Below are 22,251 nucleotides of genomic sequence, written 5' to 3' on the forward strand. Positions count from 1 at the left end.
CATACAGCACAGACTCAAGGATTCGCCATGAGCATCGAAGTCAAAGTCCCGGTTCTGCCGGAATCCGTGTCCGACGCCGTCATCGCCACCTGGCACAAGAAGGCCGGTGATGCGGTCAAGCGTGACGAGAATCTGGTCGATCTGGAAACCGACAAGGTGGTGCTGGAAGTGCCTTCCACGGTTGACGGCGTGCTGAAGGAAATCAAGTTCCAGGCCGGTGACACCGTCACCAGCCAGCAGGTGATCGCAATCATCGAAGCCGGCGCGGTGGCCGAGTCGGCCGCTGAAGCGCCGAAGGCTGAAGCCAAGGCCGAGGCGCCCAAGGCCGCTGCCGCTGCCGCTGCAGCGCCTGCCGCAGCCAAGGCCGACACCTCGGATCTGTCGCCGGCCGGCCGTCGCGTTGCCACCCAGGAAGGCATCGATCCGAAGACGGTCGAGGCCACCGGTCGCGGCGGACGGGTCACCAAAGAAGACCTGGTCAACCATCTGAACAAGGCCGGCGTACAGGCCGCCAGCGGCGCCCGCCCCGAGCAGCGCGTAGCGATGACCCGCATCCGCACCCGCATCGCCGAAAGGCTGATGCAGTCGAAGAACTCGATCGCGATGCTGACCTCGTTCAACGAAGTCAATCTCGGCGCCGTGATGCAGATGCGCAAGGCCATGGGCGAGAGCTTCGAAAAGACCCACGGCATCAAGCTCGGCTTCATGAGCTTCTTCGCCAAGGCGGCCGCCAACGCGCTGCAGCGCTACCCGATCATCAATGCCTCGGTCGACGGCAGCGACATCATCTATCACGGCTTCGCCGACATCTCGGTGGCGGTCTCGACCGACAAGGGACTGGTGACGCCGGTGCTGCGCAACGTCGAGTCGATGAGCTTCGCCGACATCGAATCCGGCATCGCCAACTACGCGAAGAAAGCGCGCGACGGCAAACTCGGCCTCGAAGACCTGCAGGGCGGTACCTTCACCATCACCAATGGCGGCACCTTCGGCTCGCTGATGTCGACGCCGATCGTCAACCCGCCGCAGTCGGCCATCCTCGGCATGCACGCCATCAAGGAGCGCCCGATCGCCGAGAACGGCCAGGTCGTCATCGCACCGATGATGTACATCGCGCTTTCGTATGACCACCGCATCATCGACGGCAAGGACGCGGTGCTGTTCCTGGTCGACATCAAGAACCAGCTGGAGAATCCGCATCGCATGCTGCTGGGGCTTTGAGCATGCGAGTTCTGTCGACTGCGCTGCTAATGGCGTTGACCACGAGCGTCACCGCGTCCGGCATTACCGACGCCGACTTGGAACGCGTGCGCGAGTTGGTGAAGAAGTCCAACGCATTGAACACCGTCGACATCGGCTACTGCATGCACGAGTACCCAGCCTTTGAGGCGAGGATCGAACAGATGCAGGCCGCGCCTGGCGTGGCTGCGATGCACCGCCTCGCGGAATCGCACGGGATCTCGGAGTCCCCGCCAGACGGCAGGGATTCCTCTCCCAGCGAGGACGCCTGCAATCAAGCGCTGAGCAAAGCCGAACAGTTGATCGCTGCAAACGCGGAGTGGTTGGATCGGCTTGCTGGCAGCATGCCGGCGCAGGACTGAGTCGACGGGTCCGTAATTTCCAAAGGGAGCAACAGAATCATGAGCGAAACGTTCGACGTCGTCGTCATCGGCGGTGGCCCCGGTGGCTATGTGGCCGCGATCCGCGCCGCGCAGCTGGGCATGAAGGTCGCCTGCATCGATGCCTTCAAGGGCAAGGCCGACGGCAAGCTCGCCCTGGGCGGCACCTGCTTGAACGTGGGCTGCATCCCGTCGAAGGCGATGCTGGATTCCTCGCGCCAGTTCCACAACCTGACCCACATGTTCGCCGACCACGGCATCACCGCGGACAACGCGGCGATCAATGTCGGCACGATGGTTGCCCGCAAGGACAAGATCGTCAAACAGTTCAACGGCGGCGTCGCCAGCCTGTTCAAGGCCAACAAGGTCACCGCCTTCCACGGCTTCGGCACCCTGCATGCCGGCAACGTGGTGAAGGTCAAGGCGCACGACGGCACCGAGATCGAACTCAAGGCGACAAACATCATTCTGGCCGCCGGGTCGATCTCGATCGAGCTGCCCTTCGCCAAGTTCGACGGCAAGCACATCGTCGACAACATCGGCGCCCTGGATTTCGACGCCACGCCCAAGCGCCTCGGTGTGATCGGTGCAGGCGTGATCGGCCTGGAAATGGGCAGCGTCTGGAAGCGTCTGGGCGCCGAGGTCACCATCCTCGAAGCCCTGCCCGACTTCCTGGCCGCGGTCGATGCCGACATCAGCAAGATCGCCCTGCGCGAGTTCAAGAAGCAGGGCCTCGACATCAAGACCGGCTGCAAGGTCTCCAAGGCCGAGATCAAGGGCGACGAAGTTCACCTGACCTACAACGACGGCAAGGCCGACCAGCAGCTGGTGGTCGACAAGCTGCTGGTGGCGGTCGGCCGCCGCGCCGCCACGGCCGGCTTGCTGGCCGAAGGCTGTGGGGTCAAGTTGACCGAACGCGGGATGGTGGAAGTCGATGGGCACTGCCACACCGGCGTCGACGGCGTCTGGGCGATCGGTGACTGCGTGCGCGGTCCGATGCTGGCGCACAAGGCCAGCGAGGAAGGCATCGCCGTCGCCGAGATGATCGCCGGCCTGCCCGGCCACGTCGATTTCAACACCGTGCCCTGGGTGATCTACACCGAGCCGGAAATCGCCTGGGTCGGCCAGAACGAGAAAGAGCTGAAGGACGCAGGTATTCCCTACAAGGTCGGCACCTTCCCCTTTGCCGCCATCGGCCGCGCCGTGGCGATGAACGAAACCGCCGGCATGGTCAAGGTGATCGCCCATGCCGAAACCGACCGCATCCTCGGCATGCACCTGTGCGGCGCCAACGTCAGCGAGCTGGTGCACGAAGGCGTGGTGGCGATGGAATTCAAGGGCTCGGCCGAAGACCTCGCCCGCATCTGCCACGCCCACCCCACACTGTCCGAAGCCGTGCACGAAGCCGCGCTGGCGGTCGACAAGCGGGCGATTCATAAAGCGAACTAGGGTTCGCTTGGGATTCGGGATTCGGGATTCGGGATTCGGGATTCGGGATTCGGGATTCGGGATTCGGGATTCGGGATTCGGGATCAATGCTGCGCGAACCCAAGTCGCAGCCGCAAGCCCCAAGTCTGTAGAGCCCCTCTCCCCGTGGGAGAGGGGTTGGGGAGAGGGTCCGGCCGAAGCGCAGCCATCCATCCTCGCCCAAGCGCTCACCAATCCCGCATCCAAGCGATGCCCGGAAACCTTGGCCCAGCCCCGCTTCGAATCCCCACTCGCGAGTCCCAATGAAGTACCTCTGCGTCTACTGCGGCTCCAACGCCGGCAACGATCCCCGCTACGGAGAAACCGCCGTCGCGCTCGGCAAGCGCATCGCGGCCGAGGGCATGGGCCTGGTTTACGGCGGCGGTAATGTCGGCCTGATGGGAATCGTCGCCGATGCCGTGCTCGAAGCCGGCGGCGAAGTCATCGGCGTGATCCCCGAGCACCTCGTCAAGTTTGAAGTCGCGCACAAGGGCCTCACCCGCTTGGAAGTGGTCAGCTCGATGCACGAGCGCAAAGCGCGGATGTTCGATCTCGCCCAGGGCTTCATCGCCCTGCCCGGCGGCTTTGGCACGCTCGATGAGATGTTCGAAATGCTGACCTGGCGCCAGCTCGGCCTCGGCGACCGCCCCTGCGCTTTCCTGGATGTGGCCGATTTCTACGCGCCGCTGATGCAGATGATCGACCGCATGGTCGAAACCCGCTTCCTGCATCCCGACCAGCGCCGCGACCTCTGGCACGGCGACGACATCGACGCCCTGTTCGCATGGATGCGCGACTACGCGCCGGCCAAGGCCGACAAGTGGATGGACGAGAAGCGCCGGCAGGACATCCGCTGAAATCGCATCGCACGCTCGACCTGCAGGCAGCGCCGGATCGGCCCTGATCCAACTGCACGATGGTCCGCAGCGCATTGGCGTGGTTCAAACACAGACCCGGTTTCTCCCGCGCGCAGTCCACCGCATTGCGCCCGCAACTCTTTAGAGCGGCCGGCTCGACGGACGGCGGACTCAAAACCAGCCACTGCGGAGATATCGTCTGCTGCCTCCATCGGCCGTGCCTGGAGCGGCCGCTGCACCGCCCAGATCGCCGCGCTGCAGCAGCGCGTGGGCCGCGTGAGCGCTATGCGACATCCGGCGGCAACACCAGCGTCTTGCGGATCTCGTCCGAGAGGAAGCCGACCGCGCCGGGATTGCGGCAGCCGGGCAGCACCGCGGTGTCGAACAGCTCGACGATGGCGCCTTCGATGCGCAACTCATGCACAACGTCGCCACGGCGCAAATCGATGATCTGGATCGCGCAGCGCGCCTTCACGCCGCGTTCGGCCAGCCGCTGGTCAAGCAGCAGGTCGGTGAAGCTGCGGTTCTCGCGCTGCTGCGAAATGCCGACCACCGCGTAGTCGCCGCTGAAGCTCAATCCGCGCAGAAAGCCCGGACAGAACGCGACCGGCTCGAAGCGGCCGCTGGCCAGATCCAGATGACCGAACTCGCCGCTGCCGGCATTGAGCAACCACAGGCGCCCCCGATACCAGCGCGGCGAATGCGGCATCGACAAAGCCGTCGCGACGATCTCGTTGCTGGCCACATCGATCACCAGCCCGCCTTCGCGTCGATGCTCACGCCAGCCCTCGTTGGCATCGCTGCGGCCGACACAGGTGACAAAGGCCGGCTCGCCATCACGCATCGCCAGACCGTTCAGGTGACAGCGGTCCTCGGCCGCGATGCGCGACACGAAAGGCGGCTTCCAGATCGGCCGCAGGCTGTACTGCGGATCGGGTCGGGCCAGGCAGGAGAACAGCGTACTGACGAACACCGGCTCGCCGCGGCCGTCCACCGCCACGTCATGCACATCGATATCGCCGGTCGTATAGGCCAGCTGCGGCACGTACCAGCGATCGTTCTCGCCGTGGCTCTGACCCGGCTGGAGCGCGTTCTCGAATCGCCACAGCTGCCACAGCGACGCCACCCAAAGGCGTTGCTCATGCACCGCAAGCCCCATCACTCGGGCCAGCGAACGATTGAAGATCGCCAGCTCGCCCCTGGAATTGAGCCCGACAAAGAACAGCTTGCCGGCCTGATAGGTGGTGAATGCCAGACTCGCCCCCTGCTCGGCCAGCCAGCTGACGAACAGACGCGAGGCGTGAAACTCGGTGGCGGAACTGGCAGCGGTCATGCGGGGAGCTTCAGCCTGGGAAAGACTCGGCAGCGAGCGCCGCCGGCGCGAGATGTCGAGGAGCGTGCGGGGAGCGGAAGTTACCACCTTCGACGCTGGATGCGTGTTTGCGCGAGGCGCCGATTGGACAAGCGCTGCCCGACGACGTCGGCCCGGCGGAAGGGCATGGACGAGAAGCGTCGGCAAGACATCCGCTGAAGTCTCAGCGCGCGCGCACCCTGCAGGCAACTCCAGATCGCTCCCAGGCGCACTGCGCGAGGGTCCACAGCGTAACCGTGCCTAGACGTCGTCGCTCTCGGGTACGATGCCCGCTTTCTAGACGCACGACCTGCCTAGGGCGTTTGACTTCTCTGTACGCGAACTGAGAGCAGGACAGCACACATCCGCGTTTCAGCAATAAGTACTCAATGGAGCTTCCTAACAATGCCCACGCCTGAACTGCACCGCACCCAGCGACTCTGCCTGGCGATCAGCCTGGCATTGATGTCCCTGCCAGCCGCCGCGCAGTTCGCCGCGGTGCAGCCGCTGTCGGCACTCGATGGCAGCAACGGCTTTCGCCTCGATGGGGTTGCGGCATTCGACCGTAGTGGCTCCGACGTCTCCGCTGCGGGCGATGTCAATGGCGATGGCCTCGACGACCTTATCATCGGTGCGCACAGCGCCGATCCGAATGGCAGCTACTCCGGCAGCAGCTACGTGGTGTTCGGCCGCAGCACGGGCTTTGCTGCGGGCATCAATCTCTCCACCCTCGACGGAAGCAACGGCTTCCGCCTTGATGGCGTGGCGGGAAGCCGTAGCGGTCCAGCCGTCTCCGCCGCGGGCGATGTCAATGGCGATGGCATTGACGACCTGATCGTCGGTGCGTTTCGCGCCGATCCGACTGGCATTTTCTCCGGCAGCAGCTACGTGGTGTTCGGCCGCAGCACCGGCATTTCTGCGGTCATCGGTCTCTCCACACTCGACGGCAGCAACGGCTTCCGCCTCGATGGCGTTGCGGCCGTCGACTTGAGCGGCCAAGCCGTCTCCGCTGCGGGCGATGTCAATGGCGATGGTCTCGACGACATCATCATCGGTGCGTCCGACGCTGGTCCGAACGGCAACGGCTCCGGTAGCAGCTATCTGGTGTTCGGGCGCAACGAGGGCTTTGCTTCGACCATCAATCTCTCAACGCTCAACGGCAGCAACGGCTTCCGCCTCGACGGCATCGCGGCAGGCGACTACAGTGGCCGAGCCGTCTCCGCCGCGGGCGATCTCAATGGCGATGGCCTCGACGACCTGATCATTGGTGCGCCTTTCGCCAGTTCGAATGGCAGCTACTCCGGCAGCAGCTACGTAGTGTTCGGAAGAACTGCTCGGATCTTTCAGGACGGTTTCGAGGCGAACTGAAACCCTGCCAGACATGCCCGAGGTTGCTTCGCTACGTGTGCAGCGCTTGGGCATGGCGGTCAACTTGGCCTTGGCTTTCGCACGGGAGGCCTGACTCGCCGGTCGCTTGCCGCCGGCAGGCGTTGTTCCGGGAATCCGCTGCCGGACGCTTGAAGTCGGGCGAAGCCTGCGGATTCCGGCCCAGCTGAAGATCTGAATGCAGCGCACCGACCAGGTGCGTGATCTTCAGGGGCCCGACACCTACCCCGACCGCCCCAACACCCCATGCGGCACATGCCCCGTGGCCACATGCTGGCGCGCGGATTCGACGTTTTTGTGGCTGTCGTCGAAGAAGATGTCGGCGCCGAAGGCTTCCAGGAACGGGCCTTTGTCGCGGCCGCCGAGGAACAGGGCTTCGTCCAGACGCACGCCCCAGTGGCGCAGGGTCAGGATCACTCGCTTGTGCGCGGGCGCCGAGCGAGCGGTGACCAAGGCCGTGCGGATCGGTGATTGCTCCATCGGAAACGCGCGCTGGATCGCGTGGATGGCGGCCAGCACGCCGCGGAATGGACCGCCAGACAAGGGCAGCTGGGCCTGCTCGCGCTCGTTGCGGGCGAAGGCCTCGATGCCCTGCTCAGTGCTGATGCGCTCGCTTTCGTCGCCGAAGATCACCGCATCGCCATCGAAGGCGATGCGCAGCTGGTCGGAATCGCGCGTGGCCGCCTTGCTCGGCAGAATCGTCGCTGCCGCGATGCCTGCATCCAGCGCGCGCGCGACGTCTTCGGCGTGCGCCGACAGAAACAGCTGGGCGCCGAAGGGCTTGATGTAGGGGAAAGTCGGCGCGCCATTGGTGAACGCGGCGCGCACGATTTCCAGGCCGTAGCGCTCGATTGAATTGAAGATGCGCAGACCGGTGTCGGCGGAGTTGCGCGACAGCAGGATCACCTCGACGCTGGGCAAGCCGGGCTGGGCGCGCGCGTTCAGCGCCAGCAGCTTGCGCACAAGCGGGAACGCGATGCCGGGCTCCAGTGGCTCGTCCTCGCGCGCGCGCTGGAAGTCGGCGTAGACCGCCAGGCCCTCGCGCTCGAACAGCTGGTGGCTGTCCTCCAGATCGAACAGGGCGCGCGAGGAGATCGCCACCACCAGCCGATCGGGAACGGCGGCATCAGCGACAGCGGAGGGCGGAGTTTCGTTCATGGCTGGAACCGAATCGGCAAATCGGGCGGGCCAGTATCGCCCAGCGCGATGGCGGGTGCCTCAGCCGAGTTCGTGCTCGACATCGGTGTAGGCAGCAAGCTCGAAGCGCGGCGTGCACAGGGCCAGGAATACCAGGTCGGCATCGCCCAGGCAGGTGATGCGCTGGGCCGCACCGGGCGGGATGGTCACCACCGCGCCGCTGTCGATCTCGGTCGCCGCCAGGCCTTCGATTTCCACGCGGCCGCGCCCGGACAGAATCAGATAACGCTCGGTGATTCCGGCCAGCCGATGCCAGCGCGTGGTGCCGCCGGGCTCGACGCGGGCGCGCGCGATCGACAGCGCGGGGTCATCGTCGCGGTTCAGCCACTCGGTGATGTGGCAGCCCTCGTCGAAGAAGTACTCGACGGTCTCGGCATTGCGGTCGATACGCGCGGCGGTGCTCATGGCGATGGCGGTCCGGGTCAGCGGGTCGGGCGGCGACGTATGCGTGGAGGTCGGCCCTGCGGACGATCACCACAGCCGCCGCATCAGGCTTACAATGCGAACCATTCTCACTTGAATGCCGCCATGCGCCTGGATCAGCTGCCCCCCGGCCACACCGCCGAAGTGCTCGCCGTCGAAGAACCTGCCCAACTGCGCGGCCAGGCCCTGCCCGACCCGATCAGCCGCCGCCTGCGCGAGCTGGGCTTCGTCGCTGGCGAGCCGGTGAGGTTGATCACCACCGGCCCGTTCGGCGCCGAGCCGCTGCTGGTGCAGATCGGTTACACCCGCTTCGCCCTGCGTCGCGCTGAGGCCGCTCGCGTGCAGGTGCAGCCATTGGCGACGCAGGCATGAGCGGCGAGCTGAACATCGCCCTGGTCGGCAACCCGAACTGCGGCAAGACCGCCCTGTTCAACCGCCTGACCGGCAGCCGCCAGAAGGTCGCGAACTACGCCGGCGTGACCGTCGAGCGCAAGCAGGGCCGCTTCACCACGCCGGCCGGACGCAGCGTGCAGGTGCTCGACCTGCCCGGCGCCTACAGCCTGAATGCGGCCAGCCTGGACGAGGCCATCACGCGTGAGGTTGTGCTGGGCCAGCGCAGCGATGTGCCGGCGCCGGACCTGCTGATCTGCGTGCTGGATGCGACCAATCTGCGCCTGCATCTGCGCTTCGCGTTCGAGGTGCTGGCGCTGCGGCGGCCGACCGTCATCGCGCTCAATCTGATGGACTCGGCGCGTCGTCGCGGCATCCAGATCGACATCGCCAAGCTGTCGGCCGAGCTCGGCGTGCCGGTGGTTGAAACGGTGGCCGTGCGTCGCGACGGCGTGGCCGGCCTTCTAGGTTTGCTGGACGGCGTGACGCCCGCCGCCCCCGCATCGGAAGTCGATGAGCAGGAGCCCCATGCACGCGTCCGCGCCCTGCTGGCGAGCGCCGTGCAGATGCCCACGCGCACGGCCCACATCGACGACGTGCTGGACCGCTGGCTGCTGCATCCGGTGTTCGGCCTGGCGACCCTGGTCGTGGTGATGTTCCTGATCTTCCAGGCGGTGTTCGCCTGGGCCGCGCCACTGATGGATTTGGTCGACGCAGGCGCCGGCTGGCTGGGCGAGACCACCGCCGCGGCCTTGCCGGAAGGCCCTCTGGCCAGCCTGCTGGTCGACGGCATCATCGCCGGCTTGGGCGGCGTGGTGATCTTCCTGCCGCAGATCCTGATCCTGTTCGCCTTCATACTGGCACTGGAGGAATCCGGCTACCTGCCGCGCGCGGCCTTTCTGCTCGATCGGCTGATGTCAGCGGCGGGCCTGTCGGGCCGCAGTTTCATCCCGCTGCTGTCGAGTTTCGCCTGCGCCATCCCCGGCATCATGGCCACCCGCAGCATCGCCGACCCGCGCGACCGGCTGGCAACGATTCTGGTGGCGCCGCTGATGACCTGCTCGGCGCGCTTGCCCGTCTACACCCTGCTGATCGGTGCCTTCATTCCGCAGCAGAAGGTGGCCGGCATGTTCAATCTGCAGGGGCTGGTGCTGTTCTGCCTGTACATGGCGGGTATCGTCAGTGCGCTGGCGGTGTCGTGGCTGATGAAGCGCTTCAAACGTGATGGCGGCGAACATCCGCTGCTGCTGGAACTGCCCAGCTACCGGCTGCCGCATCCGCGCGATCTGCTGATCGGCCTGTGGGAGCGCGGCATGATCTTCCTGAAACGCGTCGGCGGCATCATCCTGGCGATGACGGTGCTGCTGTGGTTTCTGCTGTCGTTTCCGGGGCCGCCGGAAGGCGCCACCGGGCTGGCGATCGAATACAGCTTGGCCGGACGCATCGGCCACGCGATGACCCTGGTGTTCGCACCGCTCGGTTTCAACTGGCAGATCTGCATCGCGCTGATTCCAGGCCTGGCGGCGCGCGAGGTCGCGGTCGCCTCGCTGGCGACCGTGTATGCTCTGTCGGCGGTCGATGACGAAGCTGCGGCCGAGGCACTGGCGCCGCTGATCAGCGATGGTTGGTCGCTGGCGACCGCTTTGTCCCTGCTGGTCTGGTACATCTATGCACCGATGTGCCTGTCGACCCTGGCCACGATCAAGCGCGAAACCGGCTCATGGAAGCTGACCGGATTCGCCACCGGTTATCTGTTCGCGCTGGCCTATTTCGCCGCGCTGCTGACCTACCAGGGCGCCGTCCTGGCGGGATTGGGCTGATGAACACCGGCCTCGATCCCAGCCTGGTTTTGCAGTGGGCGGTGATCGCGCTGGCCGTACTGGCCAGCGCTGCCTGGCTGCTGCGCGGATGGATTGGCCGACGCGGAGCGGCGAAGGCCTGCGCCACGCCCGCGACATCCGCCGCGAGCGCCTGCGGCAGCTGCCGCGGTTGCGAGGTGGGTCGCCGCGGCAGTTGAGGCGCGCTGTCAGTTCACCGGCAGTTCGACCAGGGCGATGCCGGCGTCTTCGGGATCCGGCCGGATCGCAAACCCCAGCTGCCGGCACATCGCCAGCATGCTGGTGTTGTCGCGCAGTACCTGGCCGGTCATCTGCTTCAGGCCGATCCGCTTGGACACCTCGATCAGGCGCTGCATCAGCGCCCAGCCGAGGCCTTGGCCTTTCAGATCCGAACGCAGCAGGATCGCGTACTCGCCCTCTTCCAGCTCCGGGTCGGCATGGACCTGGGCGATGCCGACCACTTCGTCGCCGACATCCACCGCCAGCAGCACGATCACCCGCGCGTAGTCGATCTGGGTCAGGCGGGCGATGAAGGCCGGGCTGACGGATTTCATCGGCGAGAAATAGCGCTGGCGCAGATCATCGGCCGTGACCGCGGCGAAGAATCGGCGCAGCCGCGCCTCGTCATCGGGCCGCACCGGCCGCACATTGAAGTGGCGGCCGTTGGCGGTGGGCAGGTCGCCTTCCATTTCTTTCGGGTAGGCCGCGATGGCGAAGCGCGGATTGCCGAACGGCACGCGTGGGCAGCTGGCCGGGTCGAACTCTTCCACCAGCACACGCGCATCCAGGGCGATCACACCGTGCTCATCGACCAGCAGCGGGTTGATGTCGAGTTCGCGCACTTCCGGCAGATCAGAGGCCAGCTGCGACAGCTTGACCAGGGTCAGCGCGACCGCGCCGCGGTCGGCGGCCGGCAAGTTGCGATACGCCGCCAGCCGCCGCTCCACGCGGGTGCGGCCGATCAGCTCATCCGCCAGATTCAGGTGCAGCGGCGGCAAGGCAAGAGCGGTGTCTTTCTCGATCTCGACCGCCACGCCGCCGGCACCGAACAGGATCACCGGGCCGAACAGCGGGTCGTCCGCAATGCCGGCGATCAGTTCACGGGCGTGCGCGCGCTCGACCATCGGCTGCACCAGCAGACCTTCGATACGTGCTTCCGGCAGGGCCTCGCGCACTCGATCGAACATGCCGATGGCGGCGCGGCGCACCGCCTCAACCGTGTCCAGATTCAGCGCCACGCCACCCACATCGGACTTGTGCGCGATGTCCGCCGAGACGATCTTGAGCACCGCACGCTGGCCGGCATCAATCCACGGCTGCGCGGCGGCGGCGGCCGCGTCGGCATCGGGCACGATCACCATCGGCAGGCTGGGAATGCCGTAGGCGGCCAGCAGATCGTGCACGGCCGCCGCCGGCAGCCAGCGCCGCCCACTGCCCTCGGCCATCTGCAGCGCGCGGCGTGCGCGCTCGGCGTCCGGGCTGAAATCAGCCGGCAGCGAGGGCGGTGTGGCGAGCAGCTGTTGCTGCGCCTCGGTGTACTGGGTGAGATGCACAAAGCCGCGGACGGCGCCGGTCAGGGTGCGGTAGGTCGGAATGCCGGCCGCCTGAAGGTGATTGCGGGCCGCCTGCTCCTGCGCCAGCCAGCAGGCCAGGATGGGTTTTCCGGCCGCGTAGTTGCCCTCGCGCTCGCGCCGCGCACGCACGTGACGCGCGAGGCCTTCGGCGACCTCAACCGGTGCCGCCAGCGCGGTCGGAACATGCACGACGAACACAGCGTCGACCTCAGGCGCTTCCAGCAGCACATCGAGCGCATCGGTGTAGCGCTGCACGCCGGCATCGCCGACGATATCGACCGGATTGCTGTGCGACCAGGTGTCCGGCAGCACCGCATCCAGCCGCTCGCGTGTCTGCGCCGAAAGTTCAGCCGCCTCTCCATCGAGGTCGACCAGACGATCCACTGCAAGGATGCCGACACCGCCGCCGTTGGTGAGAATCGCCAGCCTCTTACCGGCCGTGGGCTTCAAGCTCGACAGCGTGTTGGCGGCGGCGAAGAGTTCCTCCATGTCGTAGACGCGCAGCACGCCGGCCCGGCGCAGCGCGGCGTCGAACACTGCATCGCTACCCGCCAGCGCGCCGGTGTGCGAAGCCGCCGCACGGGCACCGGCGGCATGCCGCCCGGCCTTGACCACGATCACCGGTTTGGCCCGCGCGGCGGCGCGTGCGGCCGACATGAAGCGGCGCACATCGCGCACCGACTCCATGTAGATGAGGATCGCGCGAGTGGCCGAATCGGTGGCGAAGTAGTCCAGAAGTTCGCCGACATCGACATCGGCCATGTCGCCGAGAGAGACGATGCCGGAGAACCCGATACCGCGCTGGTTTGCCCACTCGACCACGGTGGTGACGACGGCGCCGGATTGCGCCAGCAGGGCGAGATCGCCGGGCAGCGCCGGGGCGGCGGCGAAGCTGGCATTGATGCCCGCCAGCGGGCTGAGGATGCCGAGGCAGTTCGGGCCGACCAGGCGCAGACCGTGCTGGCGGGCAATCTTCGAGGCCTGCTCGCGCAACGAACCTTCGCCCTGCCCCAGGCCCGCGGTAATCACCACAGCCGCCTTCACCCCGGCGCTGCCGGCCTCGTCCAGCACCCGTGGAACCAGCGCCGGAGGTACCGTCACCACCACCAGCTCAGGCACCGGATCCAGCTCGGCGATACTGCGCGCGGTGCGGATGCCGTCGATGCGCGGGTACTTCGGACTCACCACGTCCAGCGGCCCACTAAACCCGCCGGTGCGCAAATTGCGGGCGATCACCCGGCCCAGGCTCTGCGACTTGGTGCTGGCGCCGATCACGGCGATCGAGGCGGGTTTGAACAGTGCATCGAGAGCTTCGCGACTCATATCCGATCCGTTGGCACACCGCGCAGGGGCGCGGCTTCATGCCCCTTTGCCCGGGTGGGAGAGGGGTTGTGGAGAGAAGAACCGCCACTCGGCAAGTCCCCGCTCGCAGGGGTTGAGGGTTGAAACCGCGCGCCGCCCGTGAAACACGACCAGCGATTCGGTCGATCCGCAGTCTGCCTCGCAGTCGATGACCACCGTTTGACGCAACGCAACATCGCAGCTTCGAGCTGCGCGGTCTGTGCTTCAGCCCACGCTGGCGGGCTCCGGCCGCCGCCACAGCCAGATCGCCACGGCCGCCATGCACACGGTCGCCAGCAGCCAGCCGATCCAGGTCGCGACCAGCGCCAGCACCAGCGAACACAGGGCCATCATCAGGCTGGCCATGCGCTTGGCGCGGCGGCTGACGGCGCCTTCACGCTCCCAGTCGCCGATGATCGGCCCGAACTGTGCGTGCCGCTCCAGCCAGACGCGTAACCGCGGCGAACCGCGCGCGGCGCAGAACGCGGCCAGCAGCATGAAGGGCACGGTCGGCAGCCCAGGCAACAGCACGCCGATCAGGCCCAGTACAAATGCCGCCCACGCTGCAAGCCACCACAGCCAGCGGCTGTGCGCGGGCGCGGTCGGGCGCGGCGCAGTCGGTTCGGTCACGGGGTCGGCAGTGGCGGACATGCGCGGCGATATGCATAGCGCATGCCGCGGCCGAGCGCACGAGCCAAACGCTGGCGCGACCACGCCGGGTCAGTGCTGATGCGGGTCGCCGCAGCCTGCGGCGTGGCCATGCGCGGAGCCGTCGGAGCGGGCGCTTCAGTGATGATGGTCATGGTCATGATGGTGTGCGGGTCGATGCGTCTGAGCAGACGTCGGCGCGTGCGTATGCCCGTGCACTGGATGGCCCGTCTGCGCTGCGCTGACCGCGCACTCGGGCTGCGCGCACACCACGCCGTCCAGCTGCACGGTCACGTGATCGATGGCGAATGCTTCGTGCAGGGCCTCACGCACCGCCCGGATCGCCGGGTCAGGCTGATGCCCCGGCACCAGTACCGCATGCAGGGTCGCAACCCGGCTGCCGCCCGTGAGCTGCCACACATGCACATGGTGAACATCGTGCACGGCCGGCACGCGGGCTTCCACCGCCGCAGGGATGCGCTCCAGTTCGACGCCCTCGGGCACGCCCTCCAGCAGGATATGCGCCGCGTGGCGCAGCAGGCGGATCGAAGCACGCAGCAGCAGCGCGCCCACCAGCAGCGACACCGCCGCATCCGCCCACAGCCAGTCGAAGGCCCAGACCAGCATGGCGGCGGTAATCGCCGCGACCGAGCCGAGCAGATCTCCGAGCACGTGCAGGTACGCACCCGCGGCATTGACGTCGTCGTGGTCGTGGCCGCCGAGCACCCACAGCACGAACAGGTTCACCAGCAGGCCAACGCAGGCGATCACCAGCATCGGCCCGGCCAGGATGGGCTGGGGCGCGAACAATCGCTGCACCGCCTCGAACGCGATCCAGCTCACCAGCACCAGCTGCAGCAGCGCATTGGTGTACCCCACCAGCACCTCAAGCCGCGCGTAGCCGAAACTGCGTCGGCCATCGGCCGGACGACGCGCATAGGTTGCGCCCAGAAACGCGAACAGCAGGGCCATCGAATCCACCGCCATATGGCCGGCATCGGCGATCAGCGCCAGCGAGCCCGAGACCACGCCGCCCAAGGCCTCGGCCACCATCGTGACGCAGGTCAGCAGAAAGGCTATCCGCAGCCGACCGATGCGCTTGGGGTCGTGCAGGAAGCGCGCGCCATGATCGTGCTGATGCTCGTCCTCGAACGGACCGGGCAGCGCCTGCGCGTGACCCGCTTCCGCGCTGGAGGGATCGATGGGCCGATCGGATGGATGCGTCATGGTCAGAACCAGCGGCAGGTGTCGACGCATTGTGCCAACTACTCGATGGACACGGCTCAAACACAACCCAGCCACGAGTAAGCGTACGAGCTCTGCTGTTCCCCAGGGCCCTGATTTTGAGCCATCGGAAGAGTTCGAGCGCCGCCAGCTCGTCGCAGAGTCACGCCCCGCAGCACGCGCGCTCACCCGCCCCGAAACCCCACTGCTATGCTCGTACGTCCTTCACTGCCCTGCCCTTTGCGTGACTGTCGAAATCGAACTCAAGCTCGCCGTATCGCCCGCCGGCCTCAAGCGCTTGCTGCGCGCACCCGCGCTACAGTCCCTCGCGCTCAGCGCAGCGCGCAGCCAGACACTCGACAACACCTACTTCGACACCGCCGCACTGGACCTGACCCGTGCCGGCATCGCCTTGCGCCTGCGCAAGCTCGGCCGGCGCTGGGTGCAAACGCTGAAGACCCGCGGCAGCAGCCAAGCCGGTCTGCATGCGCGTGGCGAGTTCGAGACCGCAGCTCCGGGCGGCGTGATCGACCTCGATGCGCTGTGCGCACTCGATGGCGTCGCCAAACTCCTGGCGCCGTTCCGCGCTAGCGAACTCAAGCCCCTGTTCACCACCGCCTTCCGCCGCACCGCGCTCGACGTGCAGCTGGCCGAGGGCGGCAGCGCTGAGCTCGCCTTCGACCTCGGCGAAATCCGCGCCGATGGCCAGGTCGATCCGATCAGCGAAGTCGAGATCGAGCTGAAGTCCGGCAGCCCGCGTGAACTCTATGCGCTGGCCCGCCAGCTGCTGGCACTGGAGCCGGTGCACATCGACAACCGCAGCAAGGCCCAGCGCGGCTTCGCTCTGCTGGCGCCGATCCAGTCCGAGCCCGCCAAGGCCAGCGCGCCGGAACTGAGCGCGGATGCGCCCGCCCAACATGCCTGCTCCGCCCTGCTGGCCGCAGCACTGGAGCAGCTCGAAGCCAACGAAGCCGGCGTGATCAGCGCGCGGGACCCCGAGTTCCTGCATCAGGCCCGGGTTGCCCTGCGCCGTCTGCGCGCCCTGCTGCGATTGTTCCGCCCGCTACTGGCTGCGGCCGAGCTGGACGCGCTGAAGCCGCGCCTGCGCAGCCTCGGCCAAGCCCTGGGCGCCTGCCGCGACTGGGACGTGCTGTGCACCGAAACCCTGCCGCGCCTGTGCTCAGGCATGAGCACGCCCGAGGCAGTGGAAGCACTGGCCCAGGCCGCGCGCGTGCAGCGCCTGGCCGCACAGGTCAGCGTGCGCGAGTGCCTGGCCTCGCGCGACTACACCGACCTCAAGCTGGCGCTCGGCATGCTGATTGCCGAGCTGGCGCAACCCGTCGCCGACGATGCGCCTGCACTCGCCGATTTCGCCCAGCTGCGCCTGCGCAAAGCCGCGCGCAACGTGCGCCGCTGCCACAGCGAGCACGACCCCGCCTGCATCGACAGCCTGCACGGCCTGCGCATCGAGGTGAAAAAACTGCGCTATGCCTGCGACGTGCTGGGCAGCGTGTTCCGCGAGCGCGCGCTGCGCCGCTACGTGCGCCACTTGAGCGAGCTGCAGCAGCTGCTGGGCGAGTTCAACGATGCCGCGGTCGCCCGCCAGCGCGTATCGACCCTCGAGGACATCGAGCCCTACGCCCGCGGCGTGGTCGAAGGCTATGTCGCCGCCCGCACGGAAGCCGCGCGCAATGCCCTGCCCAGCGCGTGGGCGGAGTTCGAGCGGGCGCGCCGATTCTGGTGAGCAGCGGGTCCGCTGCAACGCGAGTCGACCAGTCGACTTGATCGCAGCAACCGGGTCGTGTTTGCGCAGTGACCCGAGCCCACCTGCGAACACGGACCCGCAGGCGTCCGGCATCACCGTTCAGGGCGGTGCAAGGGGCGCGAACCGCGTGCTGCGCTCGCCGCGCGCTCCGCAAGCTGCGGCGTTCGTCGAATGGGCGGCGCGGCGCGCTGCAGTCCGCACGATCCCTATTCCGGTGCAGCCGGCCCACGCCGCGGGCTGCCGTCAATCTCAAGCGGCTCGAGCGGCGCGGCATCAAGCGCAAGCCGATCTGACGCATCACTGATTCCGCGGCGCGGGTAGACGGCTGCAATGCCAAGGCATGCGCTGATGACGAAACCCTGGCCGTCGTAGGCGGTGCATGGTGTTCCAGCACCTCGCGACGACGGGCAGGTGTTCTGCATGCAGGAAACATCCCGAATCGACCTGCCGTTGTCATGGCACCGACAATTTTGCCGCGGTATCGTGCGCGCTGGCATTGGGGGATGCCGGTAGGCGCGCGGAGAGAATGTGCCGCGCATGGTGCCGGTGAGGGAGGCTCGTGAGGATCGCGGAATGGAGAAGCAGCCGCGCAGTTATCCCCTGATTGGCGACAGCGCAGGCATGCGGGCGACCCTCGCCTATGCCGACAAGGTGTCGCGTACCGACAGCACCGTGCTGATCACCGGCGACACCGGCACCGGCAAGGAAAACCTCGCCCACTACATCCACGCACACAGCGCTCGGCATGAGCGCCCGATCGTGTGCATCGATTGCTCGGCCTTTCCAGAGGGTTTGATCGAGGGCGAGCTGTTTGGCTACGAGCGCGGCGCGTTCACCGGGGCGCATCGCGCCTATCCCGGCAAGCTGTCACTGGCCGATCAGGGCACGTTGTTCTTGGATGAGATCGGTGAGCTGCCCGCACCCGCCCAGGCCAAATTGCTGCGTGTGCTGGAGACACGCGAGGTGTTCCCGATCGGCGGCAGCAGCCCACGCACACTGGATGTGCGGGTCATCGCCGCCACCAACCGCGATCTGGATCGCCTCGCCGGCACCGCGGAGTTCCGCCGCGACCTGTTCTTCCGCCTGAATGTGGCGCGAGTCCATCTGCCCAGCCTGCAGGCGCGCTGCGAGGACATCCCGCGCCTGCTGGAGTTCTACATCGGCGAGATGACGGCACGTACCGGCCAGCAGATCGGCCGGCTCGCCGATGAAACCCTGAACTGCCTGATGCGCTACACCTGGCCGGGCAATGTTCGGGAGCTGCGCAATGTGGTCGAGGCGCTGTTCGTCGACCCGCCCAGCGGCACCGTGCAATTGGCCGATCTACCGCCCAACCTGATGTGCATGCTCGCCCGGCACGGGGCGAAGGAGCCCGGCGAGCGCGAGCGGATCGTCTCGACCCTGTGCGAGACCCGCTGGAACAAGGTGCGCGCCGCCGAAAAGCTGCAGTGGTCGCGCATGACCCTGTATCGCAAGATGGCCAAACACGGCATCGACGCCACCGATCCGCACTGAGCCCGAACCCTTGCCAGGGTTGGTCGGGCCTCGCCGCGACCAGCAGTCAATCGTGCTCGCCCCGCCACTCGACCCGCGCCCGTCGGCAGCCTGCGATTTGAGCGTGCGCGGCGTCACAGCTGTCCCAAGGCTGTAACACCCGCATGTGACATCCGGAAAGTCCCTGCGCGCCCGACCTGCACGGCGGGCGCGGGGGACCGACTGTCACAGCCACGGGTGACAGTCGACCTCCGACCCTCTGTTCGGCCCGCGATCAATTCCCGCGCGTTCAAAGACTTGGCCGCACGGCCGGGCTTGGCACGTTGTCTGCTGAGTGTTCAGACGAAGGGACGGCGCTGCCGTTCGGGGAGGGCGCTCGCGATGCACTCAAGCAGCCGGCTGAAGTCGCTCTCGCCGCTGCCGATGATCGGCCGCTACGCGAACGCCTTCCGGGTCGGCTTCAACGCCTTCGAGCTGATCATCGAGTTTGGCGAGCAGTTCACCGACAACGACGACGACGAACACCTGCACACCCGGATCGTGACCAACCCGGTCGCTGCGCGCGCCCTGCTCAGCGCCCTGCAGCAGGCGCTCGAACAGCGCTCTGCTGCGCTGCTGAACGAGTTGCCCGGCGTGCGGGACACGCCGAGCGATCGCGATCCAGATGCATCCATCACTTAGTGCGAGGAGAAGCAGATGGCAGTCCAGGTCAGTTACCCAGGCGTGTATGTCCAGGAAGAGTCTTCCGGCGCACGCGCTATCGCCGGTGTGGCCACCTCGGTAGCAATGTTCGTCGGCATGGCCGAGCGCGGCCCGATGAACGTGCCGGTGCGGGTGTTCAACATCGCTGGCTTCGAGCGCGAGTTCGGCGTGACCACTCGCGGCGAGTTGGCAACCCAGGTGCGGCAGTTCTTCATCAACGGCGGCGGCACGGCCTGGATCGGGCGCATCGCCGAGGGCGCGCTGAACGCATGGGTGAGCCTGCGCAACCAGGCGGGCGGCAATGCCTTCAGGGTCGAGGCACGCGATCCGGGCCTTGAGGGCAATCGGCTGCGGGTCGAAATCGACTACGACACCAGCAGCCCCGAGGAAACTTTCAATCTCACCGCTTTTCGCAGCCGGCTCAGGCCTGACGGCACGCGTGAGCGCGAGTCAGTGGAGAAGTTCGCCGGGCTGTCGATGAACCCGAGCTCGGGCGCGTTTGTCAGCGGCGTGATCAACGGTGCGAGCAATCTGATCACGATTTCGAACGTCGCCCCGGTCGCGATTGTTGCCGGTATGTCGATCTCGGGGCTGGTGCTGCCGGCCGCCGAGGCTTCGGTGGAGACGCTCCTCAACACCCTGGTCACGGCGACCGCACGATCGCTGCGGGTGACCGTGGGCAACCATCCGCCGGTGACGGTCAGCCTGTCGACGATGGCGGACATCCCTGCCTCCAATCTGGTGGTGAACATCGCCAACCGCTGGACCTCCGAGATCAACGCGGCTTTGAGCAATCAGGGCATTGCAGCAACGGTGACGGTCGCGATCAACGGCAATACGGTTGCTCTCGACGGCGTGGCCGGCGGGCGATTGCTGTCGGTCAGCAGCGCGGCGGGCCCGGTGCAGATCGGCTCAGCGGCTGCGACTGATGCAGCCGCAGCGCTACAGTTCGGAGTTGCGGCGGGTGGGCTGGAAGGCTCCGGGTTCGGCGATGCGCGCCCTGCTCCCACCGGGGTTGTCGCGAGGATGGGCCTCGCCTCCAACCGGTTCGCGGAGTTCCGCACCTTGGCTGGGCAGCTCCGCAATACCCTGCTTGCCTTCAGCCTGAGCGACGACAGCTCCAACCCGGCGTACGCGGGGCCCGTGGTGATCGACGGCGTCGCCGCCCAGCCCTTGTTCCAGACCGCAACGGGCAACTCGTTGGCCAACGTGCGCAGCGCGCTCGACACCGTCGCCGCGCGAATCTCCGAGTCCGCCCAAGTGCTGGGCAATCCGCGCAAGTTCTGGTTCGCGCGCAGACACGGCATTCGCCTCGCCCTCTCGCCCAACTACGGCGGTGACAACACCGGCCTCGGCACCGCGCTGACCAGTTCGGACGGCGGTGGCGGCGGCTACAACTTCGGCACCACGGCGTTTGCACCCGCCCAGGCCAGCAACGTGGCTGTCTACACGGTAGGCATGCCCGGCGGCGCGGGCGGCTTGGGCCCGTTCCAAACCGCTGCCCATGGCGGCACCGACGGCAACCTGCCGCGTGCGGTCGAGTACTCCGCCTTCTTCGATGTCATCGATCGCGATGTCGATCTGTTCAATCTGATGGTGCTGCCGCGCGCACACAACCAGACCGACGATCAGCGGCAGGAACTGTGGGGCCTGGCCAGCAGCTTCTGTGCGCGCAAGCGCGCCTTCCTGCTGGTGGACCCGCGCAGTACCTGGACCAACATCACCCAGGCCGAGGCCGGCGCCGACGCGCTCAGAATCGGTGTCGATACACGCAACTCCGCCGCCTACTGGCCACGTCTGCGGATCGCCAACGGCACGCCTGCAGGACAATTGATCGACCCCGCGGGCTCGATTGCGGGCCTGATTGCGCGCACCGATGGCAACCGCGGCGTCTGGAAGGCCCCCGCCGGATTGGAGGCCACCCTGCGCGGCGTCAGTGGTGTTGACCGGCGCATGTCCGACCCCGAAAACGGCGTCATCAACCCCAAGGCGCTGAATGCGATCCGCCTGTTCCCGGCCGGTGTGGTCAGCTGGGGTGCGCGCACCCTGGTCGGCTTCGACGGCTCCGGCAACATCGACGACAAATACATCCCGGTGCGCCGCACCATGCTGTTCATCGAAGAGAGCCTCTACCGCGGCCTGCATTTCGCGGTGTTCGAGCCCAACGACGAACCGCTGTGGGCGCAGATCCGTCTGGCCGCCGGCTCGTTCATGAACGGACTGTTCCGCAAGGGCGCGTTCGCCGGCGCCAAGGCCAGCGACGCCTACTTCGTGCGCTGCGACAGCTCCACCACCACAGCCGATGACATCAATCTCGGCATCGTCAATGTCGTGGTCGGCTTTGCGCCGCTGAAGCCGGCCGAGTTCGTGGTGCTCACCGTCAAGCAGATTGCCGCCCAAGCCGAAATCTGAGCTGTCGATTACAGGAGCCCGTCATGGCGCAGTTCACCGTCAACACCAGTCGCATCGATCCCTATAAGAACTTCAAATTCCGCGTGGTCTGGGATGGCCAGCCGGTCGCCGGCGTCAGCAAGGTCAGCGGCCTGAAGCGCACCACCGAGGTGGTCAGCCACCGCGATGGTGGCGATCTGTCGACCAAGCGACATTCGCCCGGAGTATCGAGCTTCGAGCCGATCACCATCGAGCGCGGCATCACCCACGATCCCGCATTCGAGGAGTGGGCGGCCAAGACCTTCTCCACCGCCGGCGATGCCGCGGTGTCGCTGAAGGACTTCCGCAAGGACATCACCATCGACCTGTACAACCTGCAGGGCGTCAAGGTGCGCAGCTGGCAGGTGTTCCGCTGCTGGGTGTCCGAATTCACGGCGGTGCCGGAGCTCGATGCCAACGCGAATGCCGTGGCCTTCGAGACGATCGTGCTGCAGAACGAAGGCTTCTTCCGCGATGAAGCCGTGGTCGAGCCTGCCGAGACCTGATGCCCATGCCCGCCTTCCGCCCTCTCCGCAGGCTGCTCC

General features: G+C 66.9%; 19 protein-coding genes. 13 read left to right on the forward strand and 6 right to left on the reverse strand.

The window, feature by feature from the left end:
• Positions 1-27: 27 nt before the first annotated feature.
• The 4 genes from sucB to ACIQ7H_RS04390 all read left to right on the forward strand — a co-directional run bounded on the left by sucB (position 28) and on the right by ACIQ7H_RS04390 (position 3,943).
• A complete protein-coding gene (gene sucB, locus ACIQ7H_RS04375) occupies positions 28-1,221 on the forward strand; it encodes a dihydrolipoyllysine-residue succinyltransferase (RefSeq protein WP_395788765.1) in 1,194 nt (397 codons plus the stop codon).
• Between the two features lie 2 nt (positions 1,222-1,223).
• Positions 1,224-1,601: a hypothetical protein gene (locus ACIQ7H_RS04380; protein WP_395788767.1), complete on the forward strand. Its 378-nt coding sequence runs from the start codon at positions 1,224-1,226 to the stop codon at positions 1,599-1,601.
• 39 nt (positions 1,602-1,640) lie between these two features.
• Positions 1,641-3,068: a dihydrolipoyl dehydrogenase gene (gene lpdA / locus ACIQ7H_RS04385; protein ID WP_395788769.1), complete on the forward strand. Its 1,428-nt coding sequence runs from the start codon at positions 1,641-1,643 to the stop codon at positions 3,066-3,068.
• A 281-nt stretch (positions 3,069-3,349) separates the two neighbouring features.
• Complete coding sequence (locus ACIQ7H_RS04390; protein ID WP_395788771.1) at positions 3,350-3,943, forward strand: TIGR00730 family Rossman fold protein; 594 nt, start codon at positions 3,350-3,352, stop codon at positions 3,941-3,943.
• Positions 3,944-4,226: 283 nt separating this feature from the next.
• Here the strand turns inward: ACIQ7H_RS04390 and ACIQ7H_RS04395 are convergent, their stop codons facing one another.
• Complete coding sequence (locus ACIQ7H_RS04395) at positions 4,227-5,276, reverse strand: TIGR03032 family protein (protein WP_395788773.1); 1,050 nt, start codon at positions 5,274-5,276, stop codon at positions 4,227-4,229.
• Positions 5,277-5,699: 423 nt separating this feature from the next.
• Here ACIQ7H_RS04395 and ACIQ7H_RS04400 point away from each other — a divergent pair, with 423 nt between their 5' ends.
• Positions 5,700-6,662, forward strand: coding sequence for an integrin alpha (locus ACIQ7H_RS04400; RefSeq protein WP_395788775.1), 963 nt, complete (start codon positions 5,700-5,702; stop codon positions 6,660-6,662).
• A gap of 240 nt (positions 6,663-6,902) precedes the next feature.
• Here the strand turns inward: ACIQ7H_RS04400 and ACIQ7H_RS04405 are convergent, their stop codons facing one another.
• Both ACIQ7H_RS04405 and ACIQ7H_RS04410 read right to left on the reverse strand, forming a co-directional pair.
• Entirely contained in the window at positions 6,903-7,838 is a 936-nt protein-coding gene (locus tag ACIQ7H_RS04405) for a 5'-nucleotidase (RefSeq protein ID WP_395788777.1), read from the reverse strand.
• Between the two features lie 60 nt (positions 7,839-7,898).
• Positions 7,899-8,282, reverse strand: a complete 384-nt coding sequence (locus ACIQ7H_RS04410) for a cupin domain-containing protein (RefSeq protein WP_395788779.1) — start codon at positions 8,280-8,282, stop codon at positions 7,899-7,901.
• 123 nt (positions 8,283-8,405) lie between these two features.
• Here ACIQ7H_RS04410 and ACIQ7H_RS04415 point away from each other — a divergent pair, with 123 nt between their 5' ends.
• From ACIQ7H_RS04415 to ACIQ7H_RS04425, 3 genes are read left to right on the forward strand one after another with little or no spacing between them, the layout of a single operon-like run.
• Positions 8,406-8,672 (forward strand): ferrous iron transport protein A, encoded by a 267-nt coding sequence (locus tag ACIQ7H_RS04415; protein ID WP_395788781.1) that lies wholly within the window; start codon positions 8,406-8,408, stop codon positions 8,670-8,672.
• A complete protein-coding gene (gene feoB / locus ACIQ7H_RS04420) occupies positions 8,669-10,510 on the forward strand; it encodes a ferrous iron transport protein B (protein WP_395788783.1) in 1,842 nt (613 codons plus the stop codon). Before ACIQ7H_RS04415 ends, feoB begins: the two co-directional genes overlap by 4 nt.
• Positions 10,510-10,707, forward strand: coding sequence for a hypothetical protein (locus tag ACIQ7H_RS04425; protein ID WP_395788785.1), 198 nt, complete (start codon positions 10,510-10,512; stop codon positions 10,705-10,707). The genes feoB and ACIQ7H_RS04425 overlap by 1 nt, the downstream gene beginning before the upstream one ends.
• 9 nt (positions 10,708-10,716) lie before the next feature.
• Here ACIQ7H_RS04425 and ACIQ7H_RS04430 read toward each other — a convergent pair whose 3' ends face one another.
• From ACIQ7H_RS04430 to ACIQ7H_RS04440, 3 genes are all read right to left on the reverse strand, one after another.
• Entirely contained in the window at positions 10,717-13,425 is a 2,709-nt protein-coding gene (locus tag ACIQ7H_RS04430; RefSeq protein ID WP_395788787.1) for a GNAT family N-acetyltransferase, read from the reverse strand.
• A 243-nt stretch (positions 13,426-13,668) separates the two neighbouring features.
• Positions 13,669-14,094 (reverse strand): YbaN family protein, encoded by a 426-nt coding sequence (locus tag ACIQ7H_RS04435; protein ID WP_395788789.1) that lies wholly within the window; start codon positions 14,092-14,094, stop codon positions 13,669-13,671.
• 135 nt (positions 14,095-14,229) lie between these two features.
• Positions 14,230-15,318, reverse strand: a complete 1,089-nt coding sequence (locus tag ACIQ7H_RS04440; protein WP_395788791.1) for a cation diffusion facilitator family transporter — start codon at positions 15,316-15,318, stop codon at positions 14,230-14,232.
• Positions 15,319-15,559: 241 nt separating this feature from the next.
• Between ACIQ7H_RS04440 and ACIQ7H_RS04445 the strand changes: the two genes are divergently transcribed.
• The 5 genes from ACIQ7H_RS04445 (at position 15,560) to ACIQ7H_RS04465 (ending at position 22,212) form a co-directional block, all read left to right on the forward strand.
• The gene (locus ACIQ7H_RS04445) at positions 15,560-17,059 is read left to right on the forward strand and encodes a CHAD domain-containing protein (RefSeq protein ID WP_395788793.1); all 1,500 of its coding nucleotides are present in this window, start codon (positions 15,560-15,562) and stop codon (positions 17,057-17,059) included.
• Between the two features lie 594 nt (positions 17,060-17,653).
• Complete coding sequence (locus ACIQ7H_RS04450; RefSeq protein WP_395788795.1) at positions 17,654-18,595, forward strand: sigma-54 interaction domain-containing protein; 942 nt, start codon at positions 17,654-17,656, stop codon at positions 18,593-18,595.
• Between the two features lie 360 nt (positions 18,596-18,955).
• A complete protein-coding gene (locus ACIQ7H_RS04455; RefSeq protein WP_395788797.1) occupies positions 18,956-19,255 on the forward strand; it encodes a DUF3467 domain-containing protein in 300 nt (99 codons plus the stop codon).
• A 15-nt stretch (positions 19,256-19,270) separates the two neighbouring features.
• Positions 19,271-21,688: a phage tail sheath family protein gene (locus ACIQ7H_RS04460; protein ID WP_395788799.1), complete on the forward strand. Its 2,418-nt coding sequence runs from the start codon at positions 19,271-19,273 to the stop codon at positions 21,686-21,688.
• 23 nt (positions 21,689-21,711) lie between these two features.
• The gene (locus ACIQ7H_RS04465) at positions 21,712-22,212 is read left to right on the forward strand and encodes a phage tail protein (protein WP_395788801.1); all 501 of its coding nucleotides are present in this window, start codon (positions 21,712-21,714) and stop codon (positions 22,210-22,212) included.
• The last annotated feature ends 39 nt before the right edge of the window (positions 22,213-22,251 follow it).

Origin of the sequence: Aquimonas sp. (assembly GCF_044377145.1) — a bacterium.
Lineage (GTDB): Bacteria > Pseudomonadota > Gammaproteobacteria > Xanthomonadales > Xanthomonadaceae > Aquimonas.

Excerpts from the sequence above, each read along its gene's own strand:
- ACIQ7H_RS04390 (WP_395788771.1), top strand. The coding sequence starts at position 3,350 with ATGAAGTACCTCTGCGTCTACTGCGGCTCCAACGCCGGCAACGATCCC.
- ACIQ7H_RS04435 (WP_395788789.1), bottom strand. The coding sequence starts at position 14,094 with ATGTCCGCCACTGCCGACCCCGTGACCGAACCGACTGCGCCGCGCCCG.
- ACIQ7H_RS04455 (WP_395788797.1), top strand. The coding sequence starts at position 18,956 with ATGCACTCAAGCAGCCGGCTGAAGTCGCTCTCGCCGCTGCCGATGATC.
- ACIQ7H_RS04460 (WP_395788799.1), top strand. The coding sequence starts at position 19,271 with ATGGCAGTCCAGGTCAGTTACCCAGGCGTGTATGTCCAGGAAGAGTCT.
- ACIQ7H_RS04380 (WP_395788767.1), top strand. The coding sequence starts at position 1,224 with ATGCGAGTTCTGTCGACTGCGCTGCTAATGGCGTTGACCACGAGCGTC.
- ACIQ7H_RS04465 (WP_395788801.1), top strand. The coding sequence starts at position 21,712 with ATGGCGCAGTTCACCGTCAACACCAGTCGCATCGATCCCTATAAGAAC.
- ACIQ7H_RS04450 (WP_395788795.1), top strand. The coding sequence starts at position 17,654 with ATGGAGAAGCAGCCGCGCAGTTATCCCCTGATTGGCGACAGCGCAGGC.
- ACIQ7H_RS04415 (WP_395788781.1), top strand. The coding sequence starts at position 8,406 with ATGCGCCTGGATCAGCTGCCCCCCGGCCACACCGCCGAAGTGCTCGCC.
- ACIQ7H_RS04400 (WP_395788775.1), top strand. The coding sequence starts at position 5,700 with ATGCCCACGCCTGAACTGCACCGCACCCAGCGACTCTGCCTGGCGATC.
- lpdA (WP_395788769.1), top strand. The coding sequence starts at position 1,641 with ATGAGCGAAACGTTCGACGTCGTCGTCATCGGCGGTGGCCCCGGTGGC.
- ACIQ7H_RS04410 (WP_395788779.1), bottom strand. The coding sequence starts at position 8,282 with ATGAGCACCGCCGCGCGTATCGACCGCAATGCCGAGACCGTCGAGTAC.
- ACIQ7H_RS04405 (WP_395788777.1), bottom strand. The coding sequence starts at position 7,838 with ATGAACGAAACTCCGCCCTCCGCTGTCGCTGATGCCGCCGTTCCCGAT.
- ACIQ7H_RS04425 (WP_395788785.1), top strand. The coding sequence starts at position 10,510 with ATGAACACCGGCCTCGATCCCAGCCTGGTTTTGCAGTGGGCGGTGATC.
- ACIQ7H_RS04440 (WP_395788791.1), bottom strand. The coding sequence starts at position 15,318 with ATGACGCATCCATCCGATCGGCCCATCGATCCCTCCAGCGCGGAAGCG.
- ACIQ7H_RS04430 (WP_395788787.1), bottom strand. The coding sequence starts at position 13,425 with ATGAGTCGCGAAGCTCTCGATGCACTGTTCAAACCCGCCTCGATCGCC.
- feoB (WP_395788783.1), top strand. The coding sequence starts at position 8,669 with ATGAGCGGCGAGCTGAACATCGCCCTGGTCGGCAACCCGAACTGCGGC.
- ACIQ7H_RS04395 (WP_395788773.1), bottom strand. The coding sequence starts at position 5,276 with ATGACCGCTGCCAGTTCCGCCACCGAGTTTCACGCCTCGCGTCTGTTC.
- sucB (WP_395788765.1), top strand. The coding sequence starts at position 28 with ATGAGCATCGAAGTCAAAGTCCCGGTTCTGCCGGAATCCGTGTCCGAC.